Genomic DNA, 21,684 nt, shown 5'->3' with positions numbered 1-21,684 from the left:
GCGCTGCCGATCATTGGGGGGACCTGGGCGGTCCGGGTCTAGGGCCATCAACCGCCGTTCGGGAGGAGTTTTCCCCGAACCTGCCCGGCCTTTGGACCGGGTTAGTGCCCGCCCAGAATGCCGGTGCGCACGTTGTAGTCCACCGCCAATTCATAATCGGGGTCATCGTCGCTATCGACCATCAGATGCCCCGCCTTGGTCAGCAATTGGTGACAGTCACGGCTGAGGTGGCGCAGTTTGATCTGCTTGCCAGCCTCTTCATATTTGCCGGCAACAGCTTCGATCGCCTGAAGCGCGGATTGGTCGACCACACGGCTGGCAGCGAAATCCACGATCACCACATCCGGGTCGCCGGTGAAATCGAACAATTCGACAAACCCATCGGACGAACCAAAGAACAGCGGACCTTGGATTTCATAGACCTTGGCGCCAAGATCGGTCACCGATTCACGTGTCTTTGCGTGAATGCGCCGCGCATTGTTCCAGGAATAGGCCAGCGCCGACACGATCACCCCGACAACCACAGCCACGGCCAGGTCTTCGTAGACGGTGACCGCCGTGACCAGCAGAATGACAAAGGCATCCATCCGCGGCACCTTGCGCAGGATGGTGATCGAGTTCCAGGCAAAGGTGCCGATCACCACCATGAACATCACGCCGACAAGCGCAGCCAACGGGATCAGTTCGATGATTGGCGAGGCAAAGAGAATGAAGATCAGCAAAAACACTGCCGCTGCGATCCCGGCCACGCGGGTGCGGCCGCCGGATTTCACGTTGATCATCGACTGGCCGATCATCGCACAACCGCCCATGCCGCCAAAGAAACCGGTTACGGTGTTGGAGATGCCCTGGGCAATACATTCCTGGCTGGCACCGCCGCGTTTGTTGGTCATTTCGCCAACAAGGTTCAGCGTCAGCAGCGATTTAATCAGGCCAATCGCCGCCAGAATCACCGCGTAAGGCAGGATGATCTGCAAGGTTTCCAGATTCAGCGGCACCGATGGAATATGGAAGGTCGGCAGCCCGCCCTGGATCGACGCCATATCCCCCACACGTGGGACATCCAGACCAAATGCGATGACCAGCGCGGCTACGATCCCGATCCCGGCCAGCGGGGCCGGAATGAACTTGGTCACCTTGGGCGTGGCCCAGATGATCAGCATGGTCAGCCCGACAAGCCCGAGCATGACATAAAGCGGCAGACCGCTGAGCCATTCACCGCCGGACGCGCCGTGGCCCGAAAGCTCGACACTGCCGGGTACCTTGAACTGGGTCAGCTGGGCCAGGAAAATCACGATCGCCAGACCGTTGACGAACCCCAGCATCACCGGATGCGGCACCAATCGGATGAATTTCCCCCATTGCATCGCCCCGGCAAATATTTGCAGCAGGCCCATCAGAACCACGGTCGCAAAAAGGTATTCCACGCCATGTTGCGCCACCAGGGCCACCATGACCACCGCCAAGGCGCCGGTCGCGCCGGAAATCATCCCCGCAGGCCGCCGATCAGCGCCGTGATCAACCCGACCAGGAACGCGGCATAAAGCCCGACCAACGGGTGAACCCCGGCAACAAAGGCAAAGGCCACCGCTTCGGGCACCAGCGCCAGCGCCACGGTCAGGCCGGACAGCAGCTCGATGCGAAGCCGACCAGCGGTCAGCCCCTCATCTGGCATCCAACGGAGGTCGGGCATGGCAAAGCCCTTGGCAAACGATGCCAGCAAAGCGCGTTTCATCGGCGGTTATCCTGAATTTTCATGTGTTCGCGCTAGCGCTATAGATCGACCCAGGGAAAATGGCCAGCCCGTGCACCCGCGGACAGATCGGATGCGGGGCAATTTCGCAACCGCGCCACAGAGACCGGCCAGATCCCGAACAGATGCCGGACAGCGGTTGCGCCCGGACAAGTCTGGTTGCGCTTGTTTCTGCGTTGACTAAGGATGTCACCGAAAAGCGCAAAACCGGAGGTTCGAATGGCAGAGACAATGATCGGGGTGATCGGCGGGTCGGGGATCTATGACATTGATGGCCTGGATCAGGCACAATGGATCACGGTCGAAAGCCCGTTTGGCGCGCCGTCGGACCAGATCCTGACCGGGGTTCTGGGCGGGGTGAAAATGGCATTTCTGCCGCGCCACGGCCGGGGCCATGTGCATTCACCGACCACCGTGCCCTATCGCGCCAATATTGATGCGCTGAAACGGATTGGCGTGACCGATGTGATCAGCGTGTCGGCCTGTGGTTCCTTCCGCGAGGAAATGGCGCCGGGCGATTTCGTCATTGTCGACCAATTCATCGACCGGACCTTTGCCCGCGAGAAAAGCTTTTTCGGCACCGGCTGTGTAGCGCATGTCAGCGTGGCACATCCGACGTGCCCGCGCCTGTCGGCGGCTTGTTTGACTGCGGCGCGTGACGCCGGGATCAAGGTGCATGATGGCGGCACCTATCTGGCGATGGAGGGGCCGCAGTTTTCGACACTCGCGGAATCAAAGATGTACCGCGAAAGCTGGGGCGCGGATGTGATCGGCATGACCAATATGCCCGAAGCGAAACTCGCCCGCGAGGCCGAACTCTGTTATGCCAGCGTCGCGATGATCACCGATTATGACAGCTGGCATCCCGATCATGGCGAGGTCGATGTGACCCAGATCATTGCCACCCTGACCGGCAATGCCAGCAAAGGCCGCGATCTGGTCGGGCGTTTGCCTGCGCTTCTGGGGCCGGACCGCGCGCCCTGCCCGCATGGCTGTGACCGGGCGCTGGAATTTGCCATCATGACGGCGCCGGACAAACGCGACCCGGAGCTGGTCGCGCGGCTGGATGCGGTGGCGGGGCGGGTTTTGCACCCCAGTGAGGCATAAATGGATCTGCACATCTGGCTGACCTTCGTCGCGGCCTCGACGGCCCTGTTGCTGATCCCCGGCCCCACGGTGCTTTTGGTGCTGAGCTATGCGCTGTCCAAGGGGCGCAGTGTGGCTGTGGCCTCGGCGGCTGGGGTGGCGACCGGGGATTTCATTGCAATGTCGGCGTCTCTCGCCGGGTTGGGCGCATTGGTGCTGGCCTCGGCGACGCTGTTCACGGTGCTGAAATGGATTGGCGCGATCTATTTGATCTGGCTGGGGGTCAAATTGATCCGCTCGGCCCCAAGCAAGGGTCTCGCATCTGACCAAATGCACGCCGATGTGACCGCGCGCAGTGTGTTCAGCCACAATGCTGCGGTGACCGCGCTCAACCCGAAATCAATCGCGTTTTTCATCGCCTTTGTACCGCAATTCGTCGACAGCGCGGCGCCGCTGCTGCCGCAATTCGCGCTGTTGACCGCCACTTTTGTGACTTTGGCCACGGTAAACGCGCTGGCCTATGCGCTGCTGGCCGACCGGTTGCGTCGGATGATTTCCCGCCCGCAGGTGATCACGACAATCACCCGCTTTGGCGGCGCTGCTTTGATTGCAATGGGTGTGCTGACGGCCACGATGCGGCGCGCGACCTGAGCGGTGCGCGACCCAAGCCCCGGGATCAAACCGAGTTCGCGGTTTTTTTTCATGAACTTGCGAATGAAGTGACGGATCTCGCGGGCGGCGGTGGTGTCCATGTCTTTGCAAAGGGCCACAAATGCGTCGCGCTCGGTCTTGTCCAGACGCAAGATAAGTTGCGCATCTTTGTTGCCTACGCGCTTTTCATCCGTTTTTTTATTCACCGGCCGGGCCTTTGTCTTGATTTTTGTGATCTGATAGTGTATATACATCGCATAGACAATGCATGCACATGCTAAGTCACCACAAAGAAAAAGAAAAGGGCAAATGATGAACATCGCTTATGCACGATCAATGCTGCTGCGCGACCGGCTCGACTGGAACCGGCCACATGTAAACTGGCTCTCTGATGCGTATTATGCGCTGCGGTTTCCACGCAAACACGACTGATCCCCGACTGCGCCGCGGATGCTGGTCCGGTGATCAGACGTCAGAAACGGTAGCCAAATCTTTCGATGTCCCGGGCACATATCCGGGACACGATGGCGGCCTCTTCGTCGCTGTAATACCCCCGGTAATCCGCCGCGCGATCCGATTGATTGGCATGCGGTATGTCCAGCGCAAACCCCAGATGCGCCTGCAGCGGCGCCAGATCCTCTGCCAGATGTTCCAGCCGCAAAAACAGCGTTTTGCGTTCCTGCCCCTGGGCATCGGTGACATAGCGCGCCGCCGGAGCGGCGGACATGCTGGTCTGGACCGAGCCATCGCGCAAGAAGGCAGGAAAATCCAGACTTTGCGCCAGGCCCACCGCCGGATGGTCAAAGGATTGGGTCCGCAGCCAATGGTAATAACTCACCATGCGATCCCAGGGGTTGCGCACCAGTGTGAAAATCAGAAAATCGTCAAATTCCGCCGGGCTGACAATGCCGTCGATATCCGCAAGCGTGGCATGTTTCCACAACCGCCCCCGCGCCGTCAGCGATTTCACCCGCCCCCGCCGCTTGCGGGCTTTTGGCGTGTCACCAATCAGGATGTCATCGGCCATGGCCCGCGCCTCAAGCGCCAAGGCCATCGCGGTGCCGCCGGTTTTGGGAATATGAACAAAGATATAGCGCCGACCGCGGGAAATAATCATACCGCAAGGCTAGCCGGGCCAGCGGCCATGCGCAATTTCTAACCGTCAACGCCGCGCCCTGCCCCCATCTGATACGCCTGAGCCCCCTGACGGGTCAAACGGGCCGCGTCGATGCTGACTTGCGGGGGTTTTGTCTTGGCTTATAAAAATAACAACCTGCACAAATAGGAGGACGCGATGGGCTGGCTGAAGGATGAAACCGGGCTGGAGCGGAACGCCGCGAATTATGTGCCGCTGACGCCCTTGTCGATGCTGATCCGGGCCAATCGGATCTTTCCCGACCGATTGGCGGTGATCTATGGCCCCCACCGCAAGACCTATGGCGAATATTTTGCGCGCTGCACGCGGCTGGCGTCGGCCCTGACCAAATCGGGCATTGAACCGGGCGACGTGGTGGCCACGGTGATCCCCAACCTTCCGGCCCAGGCCGAGGCGCATTTTGGCGTGCCGGCCTGTGGTGCGATCCTCAACACCATCAACACCCGGCTGGATGCCGACACAATCGCCTATATTCTGGATCATGGCGAGGCGCGGATCGTTCTGGTCGATCCCCAGTTCCTGCCGGTGCTGGAGGATGCAATCGACCGGATGCAGGGCCCGCCCCCTGGCATCATCGAAGTGGCCGACCCCCACGCCGGTGTCTCGGCCAGTGGCCAGCATGTCGAATACGAATCCTTCCTGCAAACTGGCGATGCAGACTTTGACTGGGTGATGCCCAGCGACGAATGGGAAAGTATCGCGCTCAACTACACCTCCGGGACAACCGGGCGGCCCAAGGGCGTGGTGTCCCATCACCGGGGTGCCTACCTCAGCGCGATGGCCCAGCCGATTTCCTGGCGCATGGCGCTTTATCCGACCTATCTGACCATCGTGCCGCTGTTTCATTGCAACGGCTGGAGCCACACCTGGATGATGCCCCTGCTCGGGGGCACATTGGTCTGTTGTCGCGACATCACCGCCGCCGCAATTTTCGACGCCATAGCCGACGAAGGTGTGACCCATTTTGGCGGTGCGCCGATTGTGCTGAACCTGCTGATCAACGCAGTCGAATCAGACCGGCGCGAATTTGATCACACTGTAGAAGTTTTCACCGCTGGCGCCCCGCCGGCCCCGGCAATTCTGGCCAAGATCGAACCAATGGGTTTCAATATCACCCAAGTTTATGGCCTGACCGAAACCTATGGCCCCGCAACGGAATGCACCTGGCGGGACGAGGATTGGCAGGATCTGGCAGGGGACAACCGCGCCGCGATCAAGGCGCGTCAGGGTGTCGCCATGCCCATGATGGAGCAAATAACCGTGCTGGACCCCGATACGATGCAACAGGTGGACATGAACGCCCGCCACCAGGGCGAAATCATGTTTCGCGGCAATGCGGTGATGAAAGGCTACTATAAAAACCCGGCCGCCTCACAAGAAGCCTTTCGTGGTGGTTATTTCCACTCTGGCGATCTGGCAATCCAGCATTCAGATGGCTATATCCAAATCGCGGACAGGGCAAAAGACATCATCATTTCAGGTGGCGAAAACATCTCTTCGGTCGAAGTCGAAGCGACGTTGATGGCGCATGAGGCGGTCAGTCTTGCTGCTGTGGTGGCGAAACCGGACGACACATGGGGCGAAGTGCCCTGTGCGTTTGTGGAATTGAAGGACGGGCATGTGGCAACTGAAAGTGATCTGATCGCATTTGCCCGCAGTCGGCTGGCCAGCTTCAAAACCCCCAAAAAGGTGGTTTTCCAAGAGCTTCCCAAAACCTCGACCGGCAAAATCCAGAAATTCCAACTTCGCAATCTAGCCAGGGATCTCTGACCTTTGATACGTGTGTCGGCCATGCCGTTTTACCGGTTGTTCATTTGCCTGGCCTGGGGGCCAGTGGCGTTGCTGTTGCTGTTGCGGGTTCTTCGGGGGCAAGAGCGGCTGGGCGATTGGGCACAGCGGATCGGCATTGCGCCGGGCCGTGCGGCGGGCCGTCATGTCTGGTTGCATGCGGCCTCGAACGGTGAACTTCTGTCGGCCCTGCCGGTGCTAAAGGCCTATCGGGCCGAACGCCCCGATCTGAAACTTCTGGTGACCACCAATTCGCTGACCGGGCGTGATCTGGCCCGGAAATGGGACCTTCCGGGGCTGACCGTGCGTCTGGCGCCGCTGGACACCCGCTGGGCCGCGGTTTTGATGCGGCAGCTCTACCATGTGCAGGCACATGTATTGTTGGAAAGCGAATTCTGGCCCAACCGTATTCTGGCGATGTCGGCCAAGGGTCTGCCCGTCTTTGCCGTTGGCGCACGTCTGTCGCGTGACACCGCCCAGACCTGGCGGCGGGTGTCGACACTGGCGGCCCGGGTATTGGAGCGGCTGACCTATGTTTCGCCCCAGGACGAAGGCACGCGGCGGCGATTGATGCATCTCGGCCTGACATCGCGTCAGCTTGGCCCGGTCTTGGATCTCAAGGCCTTTTACCGCCCCCCGCCGGAACTGATGCCCGACGAAACCCTGAAAAAGGCTTTTGCCCGCGACCGCACATGGTTGGCGGCCTCGACCCATCCGGGCGAAGAGGAAATCGTGTTCCAGGCCCATTTGAACCTGCTGAAAATCGACCCGGAGGCACGATTGATCGTGGCCCCGCGCCACCCCAAACGCGGACCCCAGGTGTCGACACTGGCGCGGAAATCGGGGCTGGAATCTGCTCTGCGCTCTGCGGGCGATCCGCCGCGCGCCAAGGCGGTCTATATTGCCGATACGCTGGGTGAAATGCCGCTGTGGTATCAATTGGCCGGCACAACCTTTATCGCGGGCACATTGGTCGACAAGGGCGGGCATACGCCGTTTGAACCGGCGGTGTTTGACAGCACCTTGTTGCATGGCCCGGATATTGCCAATTTCACCACCATCTTCCGGCGGCTGGATGTGTCTGGCGCAGCAATTCAGGTGCATTCCGCCGAGGATCTGACCCGTGTGCTGATCCAGACCCGCGACCCCGACCGCCGGGATGCGATGCGCCGCATGGCCCATGACCAGTTGGATCACCCCTCTGGTCTGGACACCGTGATGGCAAAGTTGCTGGCAAATATGGCGGCCTGAACCGGGGGCACAGCGGCCTGAGCGGTTTTACGATCTTGTTACAATTTCACCAGTAGCCTGCGCCTCGGAAACTGCCTAATCTCGTTGTAACAGGGGGGGACGGCGGGCAATGTCCTATCATGAAAAATCTCAGTTGCCGCTGGCGATCCGGCCGCACCAAAAGGAAGAGATACGGGCGCAATTCGCCGCTCTTTGCTTTCGCATTGTCAACAACCGCACCCAGGTTCTGCTGATCACGTCACGCGGGCGCAAACGCTGGATCATTCCCAAAGGCTGGCCCAGTCACGGCGTCACCCCGGCCCAGGGCGCGGCCATCGAAGCCTGGGAAGAGGCCGGTGTGATGGGCCGGGCCTATAACCAATGTGTTGGTGTGTATTCCTACATGAAACTCAGCGCCCGATCCGGCGATCTGCCCTGTGTGGCGATGGTCTATCCGATCCGGGTCAAACGCATGCACGACAATTTCCCCGAGGCCGGCCAACGCCGGATGAAATGGATGCCCCCCGCCAGCGCCGCCGCATTGGTCAGTGAACCGGAATTGAAACATATCCTGCTGCATTTCGATCCCAGACGGCTCCGCTTGTAAGCCACCGCAACACCGGAGTTTATCGCGAAATCGGATCGGTTCAGTTGATCTTCACGTCACAATGTTTAAGTCTAGGTGACCGACCTTTGGACATCTGACATGATTCATTATGCCCTGAAATGCGCAGACAATCACCGGTTCGAAAGCTGGTTTCAGTCTGGTGCCGCCTTTGACAAACTGAAAGCCGCCGGCATGGTGGCCTGTTCTGTCTGTGGCAGCAGCGATGTCGACAGGGACATAATGGCGCCACGTGTGTCACATGGCAGCGCCGCGCCAGATGCCGAACACCAGACCAAGCAAGAGGCGGAACCATCATCCGGCGCGCGGCCCGCGCCGTCGGCTGGCCCCTTGTCGACGCCGTCATCACCGGCCGAACAGGCGCTGGCGCGGTTGAAGGACCATGTCGAGAAGAATTCGGATTATGTCGGCGGCGATTTCGCCCGCGAAGCCCGCGCCATGCATGTCGGCGAGGCCCCAGAACGGTCCATCTATGGCGAGGCAAAACCGGAAGAAGCCCGCAAATTGATCGAAGATGGGGTGAATATCGCCCCCCTGCCCTTTCCGCTGGGGCGCAAATCGAACTGAGGGGCGTTGGTGCGGGGTTCGTTCTGCGCCCCGGTGCCTGTGCAGGAAACGAACAGCCACGAACCACCCGCCCACTTGCTCTTTTCCTGCCTTGTCAGTAAACCGCGCCAGATGTTTTGAAGGCGGGAAAGACCCATGCCCCTATTGGTGATGAAATTCGGCGGCACTTCGGTCGCCACGCTTGATCGTATTCGCCGCGCGGCCAAACGCGTTGGTGTAGAGGTGGCCAAGGGATATGACGTGATTGTCATTGTCTCGGCCATGGCCGGTGAAACCAACAAACTGGTCGGGCTGGTCAATGAGACCTCGCCGCTGTTCGATGCCCGTGAATACGATTCCATCGTATCCTCGGGCGAGAATGTGACCGCTGGTTTGATGGCGCTGACGCTGCAGGAAATGGATGTCCCAGCCCGGTCGTGGCAGGGCTGGCAGGTTCCGCTGCGGACCACCGACACCCATGCGGCGGCGCGGATTACCGAAATCCCCACCGACAATATCAATGCAAAATTCGCCGAAGGCATGCAGGTCGCGGTTGTCGCCGGGTTCCAGGGGATCGGCCCCGATGGCCGGGTCACAACGCTGGGCCGGGGTGGATCGGACACCACCGCTGTGGCCTTTGCCGCCGCCTTTGGCGCGGAGCGCTGCGATATCTATACCGATGTGGACGGGGTTTACACCACAGACCCCCGGATTTGCGACAAGGCGCGCAAGCTGGACAAAATCGCATTTGAAGAAATGCTCGAACTGGCCTCGCTGGGTGCCAAGGTGCTGCAAACCCGTTCTGTCGAACTGGCGATGCGGTACAATGTCAAACTGCGCGTGCTCAGCTCTTTCGAAGAACAATCCGACGAGGCCGGAACGCTCGTCTGCGATGAGGAGGAAATCATGGAACTGAATGTTGTGTCCGGCGTGGCCTATAGCCGCGATGAAGCAAAGATGACCCTGATTTCGGTCGCCGACCGTCCGGGCATTGCCGCCGCAATCTTCGGCCCCCTGGCCGATGCCGGGGTGAATGTGGACATGATTGTCCAGAACATCGCCGAAGAGGGCCGCACCGATATGACCTTCTCTTGCCCCACCGATCAGGTGAAGCGGGCGGAAAAGGCGATGATGGATGCCAAATCCACCGGCGCGATCAACTTCAACGACATTGTGGCGGATGAAGGTGTGGCCAAGATTTCGGTGGTCGGCATCGGCATGCGCAGCCACGCCGGTGTGGCGGCCAAGATGTTCAAGGTCCTGTCGGACGAAGGCGTGAACATAAAGGTCATTACAACCTCAGAGATAAAGATTTCTGTGCTGATCGACCGAAAGTATATGGAACTTGCAGTTCAGGCGCTTCATGATGCCTTTGAGCTGGAAAAGTCGGCCTGACACTTTTGCACCCTGACGACCGGTAACCCGCGCGCGGTCACGCCGCCCGGAGCCGCGACAATACGACAAGAGGCGGATAGCGCATTCGCCTCTTTCCGAGCACGCAGCCAAGCGTGTAGGATCACCCGGCGACCAAGGGGACATCACATCCATGCCGGACGGTACAGAAAGCGAAAGCCGCAAATTGCTTCGGCGCTTGCGTGATCTCATGGCCGAAGAGGCTGCGGGTCAGGAACGGCTCGACAAGATTGTGCATCTGACGGCGGATTCCATGGGAACCGAAGTCTGTTCAATCTATCTGTTCCGGGATGTGGAAACGCTTGAGCTTTGCGCCACCGAGGGGCTGAAAGCCGAAGCGGTACACCAGACCCGGATGCGCATTGGCGAGGGGTTGGTCGGGCGTGTCGCCCGCGCCGCGTGATTATCAACACCGCTGACGCGCCCCAGGCGCCCGGATTTCGGTACATGCCGGAAACCGGCGAAGAAATTTATTCCAGTTTCCTTGGTGTCCCGATCCAACGGCTTGGCGAAATGCTGGGCGTGCTTGTGGTGCAATCAAAGGAAGCCCGCGAATTCACCGCCGACGAGGTTTATGCGCTGGAAGTTGTGGCCATGGTTTTGGCCGAGATGACCGAGCTGGGGGTTTTTGTCGGCGAAGGCGCCGCCATGTCGGCGCGCCACACCCAACCCTTCATGTTGCGCGGCATCACCGGCCAGGAAGGCGCGGCCGAGGGCCATGTCTGGCTGCACGAACCACGTGTGGTGGTGACAAATCCGATTTCCGACGATCCGCACCGCGAGCTCGAACGCCTGAAAGAGGCGGTCGACGAATTGCGGGTTGGGGTTGATCAATTGCTGGCCGGGGCCGCCGGGGGCGATGCGGAACAGCTTGAAGTGCTGCAAGCCTATCGCATGTTTGCCAATTCGCGCAGCTGGATGCGCCGGATGGAAGAGGACATTTCCCGTGGTCTGTCCGCCGAGGCCGCGGTCGAAAAAGAGCAAAGCACCGCCCGCTCTCGTCTGGCGCAGGTTCCGGATGCCTATTTGCGCGAACGGCTGCATGATCTTGACGATCTGTCGAACCGGTTGCTGCGCATTCTGACCGGTCAGGGCAGCGTCACCGGCGCGGAAATGCCGGATGATCCGATCCTCGTCGCCCGCAATATCGGCCCCGGCGAATTGCTGGAATATGGCCGCAAACTCAAAGGCATTGTGCTGGAACAAGGCTCGGTCGGCAGCCATGCGGCAATTGTTGCCCGTGCGCTGGCGATCCCGTTGGTGTTGCAGGCAAGCCGGATCACAACCGAGGCCCTGAACGGCAACCACATCATGGTGGACGGCGATCAGGGCGTGGCGCACCTGCGCCCCGATGACACCGTGGTGGCCGCATTCCGTGACAAGATTGCGATGCTGCACAAGGCCCAGGAGCGGTATTCCTCGATCCGGGACAAACCGGCGGAAACGCTCTGCGGCAAGGTGATCTCGCTGCAAATGAACGCCGGTCTGATGGCCGATTTGCCGTCGCTGAGCGGCTCTGGCGCCGAAGGTGTCGGCCTGTTCCGCACCGAATTGCAGTTCCTCATTCGCAACCAGATGCCGCGACGCACCGAATTGGCACGGCTTTATTCGGGGGTGCTGGACGCCGCCCAGGGCAAACGTGTGGTGTTCCGCACACTGGACATCGGTTCGGACAAGGTCCTGCCCTATATGAAGCCCACCGACGAGCCGAACCCGGCCCTTGGCTGGCGCGCCATTCGGGTGGCCTTGGACCGCCCCGGCGTGATGCGGATGCAATTGCAGGCGCTGTTGCGCGCCGCGAATGGGCGGCCGCTGTCGATCATGTTCCCGTTTATCGCGCAATACAGCGAATACCTCCAGGCGCGCGCCGAAATGGAAAAGACGTTGGAACGGGAACGCATCCTGGGTCACACCCTGCCCTCCAAGTTGGAAATCGGGGCGATGCTGGAAACGCCATCGCTGGCTTTTGCGCCGAATGCGTTTTTCGAAGAGGTGGAATTCCTGTCGATCGGCGGCAATGATCTGAAGCAATTCTTCTTTGCAGCTGACCGGGAAAACGAACGGGTGCGGCGGCGCTATGACACGCTGAACACCTCGTTCCTCAGCTTGATCGAGCTGATCATCGCCCGCTGTGACAGTTCCGGCACCCATGTCAGTTTCTGTGGCGAAGATGCCGGGCGTCCGATTGAAGCGGTGGTTCTGGCGGCGATGGGGCTACGGTCGCTGTCGATGCGCCCGGCCTCGATCGGGCCAATCAAGCATATTCTGCGCCGCACGAATCTGGATGAACTGCGCAAGGTCATTGATACCGAACGTCAGGCCGGTGCTGAAACCGTGCGTCCCGCCGTGATGGAATTTCTGCGTCGCAACGCGTCTTAATCCCGGGTAATTTCCGCTAGCGTGGCGCCAAGCGGAAAGGAACAACCCCATGAATTTCGACGAAATTATCGACCGGCGGAACACCCATTCCTCAAAATGGGACATGATGGAAAAAACCTATGGCGTGTCGCCGACCGATGGGCTGGCCATGTGGGTTGCGGATATGGATTTCCGCCCGCCGCAGGCGGTTCTGGACGCGATTCAGACGATGACCGACCATGGGGTCTTTGGCTATTTTGGCGATGAAGACGCCTATCGTGCGGCAATCTGCTGGTGGATGAAGGAACGGCACGGCTGGGATGTCCCCGCCGAGGCAATATTTACCACACATGGTTTGGTGAACGGCACATCCATGTGCATCGAAAGTTTTACCAAGCCGGGCGACGGCATTGTGCTCATGACCCCGGTCTATCACGCCTTTGCCCGCGTGATCCGTGCATCTGACCGCAAGGTCGTGGAATGCCCGTTGGCCCAGATCGAGGGCCGCTATGAAATGGATTTCGACGCATGGGACGCCCGGATGTCCGGGCAGGAAAAGATGATGATCCTGTGTTCACCGCATAATCCCGGTGGCCGTGTCTGGACGCGCAGCGAATTGCAGAATGTCGCCGATTTCTGCAAACGCCATGATCTTGTGTTGGTCTCGGATGAGATCCACCATGATCTGGTGTACCCCGGTCACAAACACCTTGCGATGCCGGTGATCGACCCCGACATTTCTGACCGGCTGATTGTGATGACTGCAACCTCGAAAACCTTCAACCTTGCGGGCGGGCATACCGGCAACGTGATCATTCAGGACCCCGGTCTGCGCGCGAAATTTAACAGCCGGATGAAGGCAATGGGCATGTCGCCCAATTCTTTTGGTCTGGTCATGGCCACCGCGGCCTATAGCCCGGAGGGTGCGGCCTGGGTTGATGAGCTGGTGACCTATCTTGATGGCAATCGCAAATTGCTCGACGAGGGATTGAATGCCCTGCCCGGTGTACGCTCCATGCCGCTAGAGGCGACCTATCTGTCCTGGGTCGATTTTTCCGGCACCGGAATGGATCAATCCGAACTGCTGCGCCGCGTCGAAAAGGACGCGCGCATCGCCGTCAGCCACGGCCCGACCTTTGGCAAGGGCGGCGAGACCTTTCTGCGGTTCAACTTTGGCACCCAACGGTCGCGTATCGTCGAAGCGGTCGAACGGCTTCAGAGCGCGTTTTCCGACCTGCAATAACAGCTTTCGCCGCGTCGACGGCACCACATACGCCGATTTGATCAAAACTCCCGGCGCGGCGAAGGCACATTCTGTGCGGCGGGAGCGTTATCATTAATATAATAAATTCAGAAGATTAACGCCGAAACACGGCAATTCCCCCGCCCTTTTCAGGCCTATTGTTCGAAAATGCGCAAGTCTTGCGCCCTGACACCAGTTTCTTCGATTTGTGAAGTCTCTAGGTCTTGGAACAACAGCAAACAGGCCAAGGAGGCATGACATGGGACTTTTGATTGACGGCGAATGGCATGACACGTGGTATGATACCAAGTCGACCGGCGGCAGCTTTGAACGCGCCGAGGCAAAATTTCGCAACTGGATTACCGCCGATGGTGCCCCCGGCCCCAGTGGCAAGGGCGGATTCCCGGCAGAATGTGGCCGCTACCATCTTTATGTGGGCTACGCCTGCCCCTGGGCGCATCGGACGCTGATTTTTCGCGCGCTCAAGGGGCTGACGGAATATATTTCGGTATCGGTGGTGCATCCCGAAATGTTGGCGGATGGCTGGACCTTTGGCGATGATTTCGAAGGTGCCACCGGCGATCGGCTGTATGACAATGACTTTTTGCGGGATGTCTATTTGCGTGCTGATCCCGGCATGACGGGCCGGGTGACGGTGCCGGTGCTGTGGGACAAGGTGCAAAAGACCATTGTCAGCAATGAAAGCGCGGAAATCATCCGCATGTTCAACTCTGCATTCAACGAAGTGACGGGCAATACAGATGACTATTGGCCGCACCGCTGCGCGACACCATCGCCCCGATCAATGACCGGATCTATGACACGTTGAACAATGGCGTCTACAAGGCGGGGTTTGCCACCACGCAATCGGCCTATGACGCGGCGATCCATCCGTTGTTTGACACGCTGGACTGGCTAGAGGACCACCTCGCGACCCACCGCTATCTGGCGGGCGATCGGGTGAGCGAAGCAGACTGGCGTTTGTTCACCACTTTGGTGCGCTTTGACATGGTGTATCACACCCATTTCAAATGCAATCTGCGCCAGATCGTCGACTACCCCAACCTTTGGGCCTATACGCGTGAATTGTATCAATGGCCCGGCGTCGCCGAGACCGTGCGGTTCGACCACATCACACGGCACTATTATTTCAGCCATGACAGCATCAATCCGCACCGGATTGTCCCTGTCGGGCCGTCACCCGATTTCAACGCCCCTCACGGGCGCGATGCGGGTGTGCCTGTGGCGGCATGATGTTCGACCAGCGCCGCCAGATCCTCTGGCGGCGTCGTGCTGGGCACCAGGGCGGCCGCATTTGCACAATACTGAAAGATCGACCCATCCGAGAAAAAGCTGGTGTTGGTGACAAAGATCACCCGCGCCTTTGGCTGGCGATAGCTGGCGAAATCCGCCAGGGCCATGGCAGAGCCGCCCTCGATCAATAGGTTCATCACGATGACCTCGAAATTGGTGTCGGTCAGCGCCTGCACCGCTTCTTCATGCGATTGGGTCAACACAACGCGCACGCCAAACCGTTCCAAATGCCGTGCCCAGACAAGGCCAAGTGCCGGATCATCCTCTACGATAAGTACGTGCATGTGGTGACCTCAAAACCCCGGTATCAGCATTCCAGACAGCCCCCGGACCACACGGACCCTCGCCGCGCCAGGGTCCATTATGTCCTGGTGGGTTTTTTGGTGTCCGGACTGGCCTTGGCGAAATTCCCGTTCGCCCTGCACCACCCGATGCCTTTCAAGTATGTTTACCATATTTTCCGGATATTCCTAACAACTACTTAACGCCCGCCAGCACAAGACCCCGCCGCATTCCCATGATGCCCGGTCGATTGGCACAACGCCGAATTCCCGGCGAACTCACTTGTCTGGCGGTAGCGGGATGCTAGGTTGCAAAAAACAATCAACTCTGAGGAACTCTTGATGGCAATTTTTCGCGGGTTGGCCGCCCTTGGCCTGTGTATGACCCTGGCCACCCCGGCATTTGCCCAATCCGGCTGTGGTGGGTCGTTTTCGCAGTTCATCAAGGGGTTGAAATCCGAAGCCGCCAGCCATGGCCACACCACCGCCAGTATCGACAGGTTCTTTAGCGGTGTGCGCCAGGACAGCGCCGTCTTGCGGGCTGACAAACGCCAGGGCGTGTTTCAGATCCCTTTCGTCGATTTTGCCCGCCGCCTGATCAGCCAGAACCGGATCAACAACGGCCAAACCAATGGCCGCCGCTTTGATGCGGTGTTTGACCGGATGGAACAGGAATTTGGCGTCTCGCGGGGGGTGTTGTTGGCCTTTTGGGCATTTGAGACCGATTACGGCCAGATTCAGGGGGATTTCAACACGTTGAACGCGCTTGTCACCTTGGCGCATGACTGTCGTCGCCCCGAATTGTTCCGGCCACAGATCTTTGCCGCGCTTGAATTGTTTGAACGTGGCGCGTTTGATCCCGCCACCACCACCGGTGCCTGGGCGGGCGAGATCGGCATGGTTCAGATGTTGCCCGAAGACATCCTGACCAATGGGGTCGACGGCGATGGCGATGGTCTGGTCACGCTCAAGACCTCTGCCCCGGATGCGCTTTTGTCGGGTGCCAATATGCTGCGCGATCTTGGCTGGCGGGCAAATGAACCCTGGTTGCAGGAAGTGACGGTGCCGGGCGATCTTGACTGGTCCCTCACCGGTCTGGACCAACCACGCAGCACCGCCGATTGGGCGGCGATGGGCGTGCAGGTGCGCGAAGGGCGCGCCGCGGATCTGCCAGCCGCGCTGGTCCTGCCACAGGGACGCAAGGGGCCGCGTTTTTCGCCTATCCCAATTTCAATGTCTATTTCGAGTGGAACAAAAGCTTTGTCTACGTCATGACCGCCGCCTATTTCGCCAACCGGCTGGAAGGGTCTGCGGTGTTCAATGCGGGCAACCCCGAACCGGGCCTGTCCGGCGACCAGATGAAGACGTTGCAACGCAAGCTTCAGGCCATGGGCTATGACGTTGGCGAGATTGACGGCATCCTTGGCTCTGGCACGCGCCACGCGGTGCAGGAAGTGCAGAAAAAGCTGGGAATGCCTGCCGATGCCTGGCCGACACCGGCATTGTTGAACCGGCTCTGAGAACCGCATTCCGGGGGGGCCGGTGTGGTGAAGGGGTCAGCCATTCGAACTGAATGAACCGCCACATCACCTGCCCACTCTCGGAGTGGGACAGGTGTGGTCGCACAAAGCACCGAAACGGCCTGTCGGGTCAGAACTGTCTGGTAAACCGGGCCTGTCTGGTCAACCGGGCGGGCAAATCCCGGCAGCTAGTTGCGCACCGGAAAGCGATCCCCCTTTTCGGTTATGACAACCAACCGATCCTGAGCATCGGTGATATAGGTGTCACAGCGATTGAAACCATTGACAAATTCGATGCAGATCGTGCTGTCGCCAGTCACCTCGTAATATCCATACCCGGTGCCACCCTCGCCAGAATAGGTATATTTGTACCTGCCATCCGCATAATATTCCGCCTGACCGCCATCATAGAATTCGATGATCTTACCACGCAGCCGCAAATCCAGCGCCGCAGCCGCCAGGCTTTGATCCCCTTCCCGCGGCTCCCAGGTCTGGGCAAGAAGCGGGGCAGCAAGCACAGAGAAAACCAGCGATAAGGTCACAATCGGGCGCATGTCGGAACTCCATCATTTGCCCCGATCCTAACGATTTGGTCACACAGGCCGAGACACGTTTACGCGACCAGTTTCTCTGCCTTTTGCAGATCGACAGACACCAATTGCGACACCCCCTGCTCCTGCATCGTCACGCCAAACAGCCGATCCATACGCGCCATCGTCACCGCATGGTGGGTGATGATCAAAAAGCGGGTGTCGGTGCGGCGGCACATCTCGTCCAGCAGATCACAGAACCGGGTCACGTTGGCATCGTCCAGCGGCGCGTCAACCTCATCGAGCACACAGATCGGCGCAGGATTGGCCAGGAACACCGCAAAGATCAGCGCCAGCGCGGTCAGCGTCTGCTCCCCGCCCGACAAGAGCGACAGGGTCGACAGTTTCTTGCCCGGTGGCTGGCACATGATTTCGAGCCCCGCCTCAAGCGGATCGTCGCTTTCCACCAGGACCAAATTCGCCTCGCCACCGCCAAAAAGATGGGTGAACAACAGCGAGAAATTGCTGTTCACCTGCTCAAAGGCGGTCAACAGACGTTCACGCCCCTCGCGGTTCAGACTGGAAATCCCATTACGCAGGGTGCGCACGGCCTCTTCCAGATCGGTCTTTTCGCGCGACAGCGTGTCAAATTCTTCCTGCACTTCACGGGCATCATCCTCGGCCCGCAAATTGACCGCGCCCAAGGCGTCGCGTTGCCGTTTCAGGCGGTTGACGTCGTCTTCGATCTTCTGCGCCGGCGGCATGTCGTCGGGGTTGGTGTCCAGCTTCTGCAACAGCTGGTCCGGCGTCACCTCTTGTTCGTCTTCGATCCGCGCGGCGGCGGCCTGGGCCGTTTCGATCGCAGCTTCGGCACGGGCCTTGGCACCGGCACGGGCCTCGCGCGCTTCGGATGCGGCGCGTTCGCTTTCGCGTTCGGCATGTTCCGCAGAACGCAGCAGGGTTTCGCAATCGGCCAATTGGTCTGCGGCGGTGCTGCGGCGATCCTCGGCGGTGATGATGCTGTCGGCCAATTCTTCGCGCTGGTTTGCAATCGCTTCGGGCACCAGCGCCGCTTCGGCCAATTCATCTTCGCTCGCCGCTTTGCGCGCACCCAATTCAGAGGTCCGTTTTTCGGCGGTTTCCAACCGGTGCCGCCACCCCGAGAGCTCTTTTGCCACTTCCTGGCTGCGCCGGGTCCGGGCCTCGCCCTCGCGGCGCAATTCATCCAGGGCTGAACGCCGCGACATCATTGTCATGCGCGCGGCCTCGACCGTCATTCTGACATCGTCCACCAGCGCACGCGCCTCGTCCAGACGTGGCAGATCAGCCACCGCGCGTTCCGCTTCGCGCAGTTGCAACGCCGCCGCGCCGGTTTCGTCATCATGCCGCTGAACCGCCAACCCAAGGCTTTCCAACCGGCCCTCTGCCAGATTTTTGTCAGCCTCTGCGCGGTGTTTGGCGCGGCTGGCCTCGTTCAGGGCCTGATCGGCCAGACGGCGGGCATCGCGCGCCTCTTTGTCGGCGCGGGTCAATTCGGCCAGACGTGTTGTCAGCGCCTCATGTGCCCCACGGGCCGCCTCCATTCGGATTGTAGTGTCGTTCAGCGCCTGATTGAGCTCTTCCAAACGGTTCAATTGTTCCAGCCGCAGGGCCGCCGCCGAGGGCGCATCTTCGGCCCAGGCCCGATAGCCATCCCACCGCCAAAGATCGCCTTCGACGCTGACCAAACGCTGACCCGGCTGAAGCAGCGGTTGCAGACGGGGACCGTCGGCCTTTGCCACAAGGCCGATCTGCCCCATACGCCGGTTCAGAACCTCGGGCACCGTGACATGATCGGACAAGGCGGCAACCCCGCTCGGCAGCGCCTGAGGATCATCGTAATCCACCAGCGCGGCCCAGCCAGAGGGGCCTTCCGCCGTCACCTCGGGGGCGCGAAGATCGTCGGCCAATGCGGCGCCAAGCGCCTTTTCAAACCCCGGCTGGACCTGCAATTGATCCAGAATTTGACCACCTGCGGCGGTATCCCGATCCAACAGCTTGGCCAGCGCACTGGTTTCAGCCGCCAGCGCCTTGGCCTCGCCCTCGGCTTCGGAGCGTTCGGCGCGGGCCTCAGCCTCGCGCGATTGCGCCTCGGTACGGGCATCATCGGCGGCGGCGAGCATGTCTTCGGCCCGTTCCGCCATCTCCTGGGCTGCGATTTCCGCGTCGTTGGCCTCGGCCTCGGCCTCGGCGGATTGTGCCAGTTTGGCGGCGGATTCGGCCATGGCGGCGCGGGCCTTTTCCGCCTCGGCCTGGCTACGGGTCTGGCGCTTGCGGCTGTCGTCCAGCATGCGTTGCGCCGATTGGTGACGTGCGGCCAAACGCGCTACATCCTCGGTCTGGAGCGCAAGATCTGCTTCACGCTCGGACAGAACCGAAGCGGCCTCTTGCGCCATGTCCGTGGCTTCCTGCATCTTTTCGCTGTGGCCGTCACCGGCCTTGGCCAATTCGCGGGCCTCCCACTCCAGCCGTTCAATGGTTTCCCCGGCATCACGGTTCAACCCGGCCTCGCGGTCTATGTCATGGCCAAGTTGCGAAATGCGGTTTTGCAAGGTTGCGATCTTGTCGCGGGCGCTGCTTTCCTGATCCGACAAGGCGTCGCGCTGGACCTGCAACCGTTGCAGGATCGCGGCGGCAATGGCCGCCTCTTCCCGCAGCGGCGGCAGGGCGGCATCCGCGTCCTGACGGGCCTTGGCGGCTTGCAGGGCCTCGGATTCGGCGCGGGCGGCGACGCTGATCATTTCGCGCAGCGCCTCTTCGGCCCGGAACCGGGCTTCATCGGCCTCTTTCCAACGACGATAGAGCAACAGACCCTCGGCCTGACGCAGATCGTTGCCAATGGCGCGATAGCGTGCGGCCTGACGCGCCTGACGTGCCAATTGCCCCAATTGCGCCGCCAATTGTTCGATCACATCATCAACGCGCAGGAGATTGGCCTCGGTCCCCTTCAGCTTCAACTCTGCCTCGTGGCGGCGTTGGTACAGGCCTGAAATACCGGCCGCTTCTTCCAGAATACGGCGGCGGTTTTTCGGTTTGGCGTTGATCAATTCCGAAATCTGCCCCTGACGGACCAGCGCCGGGGAATGCGCCCCGGTCGAGGCATCAGCGAACAGCATCTGCACATCGCGCGCGCGCACATCCTTGGCGTTGATCTTGTAGGCGCTGCCGACATCGCGGGTGATGCGGCGCACGATTTCCAGCCCGTCACTGTCGTTGAACCCGGCGGGCGCAAGCCGGTCGGAATTGTCCAGATGCAGCGCCACCTCGGCAAAATGACGCGCCGGACGGGACGCAGCGCCGGCAAAAATCACGTCTTCCATCCCGCCGCCGCGCATCGCCTTGGCCCGGTTTTCGCCCATGACCCAGCGCAGCGCTTCAAGCAGGTTGGATTTGCCACAGCCATTGGGGCCAACCACGCCGGTCAACCCGTCCTTGATCAGAAGATCCGTCGGATCGACAAAGCTTTTGAACCCTGTCAGACGCAGTTTGGAAAAACGCAATGCTCGGCCCCCGCTGTGGCGCTGGTAATGGTCGACCCGGTGATTCCGGATTCGAACCATTTTGACGGCGGGGCTTGTGGTCTGTCAACGCCAGAACACAGGATATGGCTGTCAGCCGGTAGTTATCCACAATATATCGCGGGTTCGGCAGGATACCGCGCAATCCGCCATGTTCCAACACACAGGAGCCGATCCGCGCCTTCGCCAACAGGTTATCGACAGGAAAAGATCACATCGCTTTCCCCCCGGCTATCCGGTGCAGAGACCGTTCCGGCACAGAATGTCCGGCGACGGGGTTGCCGGGGCACCGGGCGGCCATCGTTGCAATCAAGCCCCGCCAGCAGGACCGACGGGTCGCCCCGCACCCATGCCACATGGCAACCGGTGGCCTGCGCAATGGCCTGGCTGCCGTTTTTGGCGACCTCCGACATCCGCGGTCGCCACATGGAATTGGTGCGGATCGCCTCGGCCAGGTTATCGCGTACCCGAATGTCAAAGGACATGCCGCCAACCGAACGTTGTAACGGGGCCACGCCCATATGGCGCAACCCCGGCGTGTCACAACAGGAGAGGATCAGGACCAAGGGAAACATAGCAACCCATCTCATACCACCAGCCTAGCCACCGATATGTTAATTTTGTCTTTACGCC

14 protein-coding genes and 4 pseudogenes are annotated in these 21,684 nt (G+C 60.2%); 12 read left to right on the top strand and 6 right to left on the bottom strand.

Annotated features, from left to right (window positions below):
- Positions 1–101: 101 nt before the first annotated feature.
- Positions 102–1,735, bottom strand: a pseudogene (locus AC0L4F_RS05255) (SulP family inorganic anion transporter).
- A 237-nt stretch (positions 1,736–1,972) separates the two neighbouring features.
- On the opposite strand from AC0L4F_RS05255, the gene AC0L4F_RS05250 reads away from it, so the two are divergent.
- From AC0L4F_RS05250 to AC0L4F_RS05240, 3 genes are all read left to right on the top strand, one after another.
- Positions 1,973–2,860: an S-methyl-5'-thioadenosine phosphorylase gene (locus tag AC0L4F_RS05250; RefSeq protein WP_244686061.1), complete on the top strand. Its 888-nt coding sequence runs from the start codon at positions 1,973–1,975 to the stop codon at positions 2,858–2,860.
- Positions 2,861–3,490 (top strand): LysE family translocator, encoded by a 630-nt coding sequence (locus AC0L4F_RS05245; protein ID WP_244686059.1) that lies wholly within the window; start codon positions 2,861–2,863, stop codon positions 3,488–3,490. It begins immediately after the preceding gene.
- Between the two features lie 309 nt (positions 3,491–3,799).
- Complete coding sequence (locus AC0L4F_RS05240) at positions 3,800–3,922, top strand: hypothetical protein (protein ID WP_280520455.1); 123 nt, start codon at positions 3,800–3,802, stop codon at positions 3,920–3,922.
- Positions 3,923–3,962: 40 nt separating this feature from the next.
- On the opposite strand, the gene AC0L4F_RS05235 is transcribed toward AC0L4F_RS05240, so the two are convergent.
- Entirely contained in the window at positions 3,963–4,607 is a 645-nt protein-coding gene (locus AC0L4F_RS05235; protein ID WP_244686056.1) for a sulfotransferase family 2 domain-containing protein, read from the bottom strand.
- Between the two features lie 177 nt (positions 4,608–4,784).
- Here AC0L4F_RS05235 and AC0L4F_RS05230 point away from each other — a divergent pair, with 177 nt between their 5' ends.
- The 8 genes and pseudogenes from AC0L4F_RS05230 to AC0L4F_RS05195 all read left to right on the top strand — a co-directional run bounded on the left by AC0L4F_RS05230 (position 4,785) and on the right by AC0L4F_RS05195 (position 15,103).
- A complete protein-coding gene (locus AC0L4F_RS05230) occupies positions 4,785–6,416 on the top strand; it encodes an AMP-binding protein (RefSeq protein ID WP_244686054.1) in 1,632 nt (543 codons plus the stop codon).
- A gap of 12 nt (positions 6,417–6,428) precedes the next feature.
- Complete coding sequence (locus AC0L4F_RS05225; RefSeq protein ID WP_244686360.1) at positions 6,429–7,685, top strand: 3-deoxy-D-manno-octulosonic acid transferase; 1,257 nt, start codon at positions 6,429–6,431, stop codon at positions 7,683–7,685.
- Positions 7,686–7,794: 109 nt separating this feature from the next.
- Positions 7,795–8,271 carry an NUDIX hydrolase gene (locus AC0L4F_RS05220; RefSeq protein ID WP_244686051.1) on the top strand — a complete coding sequence of 159 codons (477 nt, stop codon included), beginning with the start codon at positions 7,795–7,797 and terminating at the stop codon, positions 8,269–8,271.
- A gap of 99 nt (positions 8,272–8,370) precedes the next feature.
- A complete protein-coding gene (locus AC0L4F_RS05215; protein WP_244686049.1) occupies positions 8,371–8,856 on the top strand; it encodes a DUF1178 family protein in 486 nt (161 codons plus the stop codon).
- Between the two features lie 135 nt (positions 8,857–8,991).
- Positions 8,992–10,230 (top strand): aspartate kinase, encoded by a 1,239-nt coding sequence (locus AC0L4F_RS05210; RefSeq protein ID WP_244686047.1) that lies wholly within the window; start codon positions 8,992–8,994, stop codon positions 10,228–10,230.
- Between the two features lie 151 nt (positions 10,231–10,381).
- A pseudogene (gene ptsP, locus AC0L4F_RS05205) lies at positions 10,382–12,627 on the top strand (phosphoenolpyruvate--protein phosphotransferase).
- Positions 12,628–12,676: 49 nt separating this feature from the next.
- Positions 12,677–13,849, top strand: coding sequence for a MalY/PatB family protein (locus AC0L4F_RS05200; protein WP_244686045.1), 1,173 nt, complete (start codon positions 12,677–12,679; stop codon positions 13,847–13,849).
- A gap of 259 nt (positions 13,850–14,108) precedes the next feature.
- Positions 14,109–15,103: pseudogene (locus tag AC0L4F_RS05195) on the top strand (glutathione S-transferase family protein).
- On the opposite strand, the gene AC0L4F_RS05190 reads toward AC0L4F_RS05195, so the two are convergent.
- The gene (locus AC0L4F_RS05190; protein WP_244686043.1) at positions 15,067–15,447 is read right to left on the bottom strand and encodes a response regulator transcription factor; all 381 of its coding nucleotides are present in this window, start codon (positions 15,445–15,447) and stop codon (positions 15,067–15,069) included. The pseudogene AC0L4F_RS05195 and the gene AC0L4F_RS05190 overlap by 37 nt on opposite strands.
- Before the next feature lie 339 nt (positions 15,448–15,786).
- Between AC0L4F_RS05190 and AC0L4F_RS05185 the strand changes: the two are divergent.
- A pseudogene (locus tag AC0L4F_RS05185) lies at positions 15,787–16,964 on the top strand (lytic murein transglycosylase).
- A 188-nt stretch (positions 16,965–17,152) separates the two neighbouring features.
- Here AC0L4F_RS05185 and AC0L4F_RS05180 read toward each other — a convergent pair.
- From AC0L4F_RS05180 to AC0L4F_RS05170, 3 genes are all read right to left on the bottom strand, one after another.
- Complete coding sequence (locus AC0L4F_RS05180; protein ID WP_244686041.1) at positions 17,153–17,518, bottom strand: hypothetical protein; 366 nt, start codon at positions 17,516–17,518, stop codon at positions 17,153–17,155.
- A 59-nt stretch (positions 17,519–17,577) separates the two neighbouring features.
- Entirely contained in the window at positions 17,578–21,033 is a 3,456-nt protein-coding gene (gene smc, locus AC0L4F_RS05175) for a chromosome segregation protein SMC (protein WP_244686038.1), read from the bottom strand.
- A 212-nt stretch (positions 21,034–21,245) separates the two neighbouring features.
- Positions 21,246–21,641, bottom strand: coding sequence for a hypothetical protein (locus tag AC0L4F_RS05170; protein ID WP_244686036.1), 396 nt, complete (start codon positions 21,639–21,641; stop codon positions 21,246–21,248).
- Positions 21,642–21,684 lie beyond the last annotated feature (43 nt).

Source organism: Marinovum sp. J2-8, assembly GCF_055808435.1.
The sequence above is the reverse complement of the archived record's forward strand: the minus strand, read 5'-3'. Positions and strand labels throughout refer to the sequence as shown.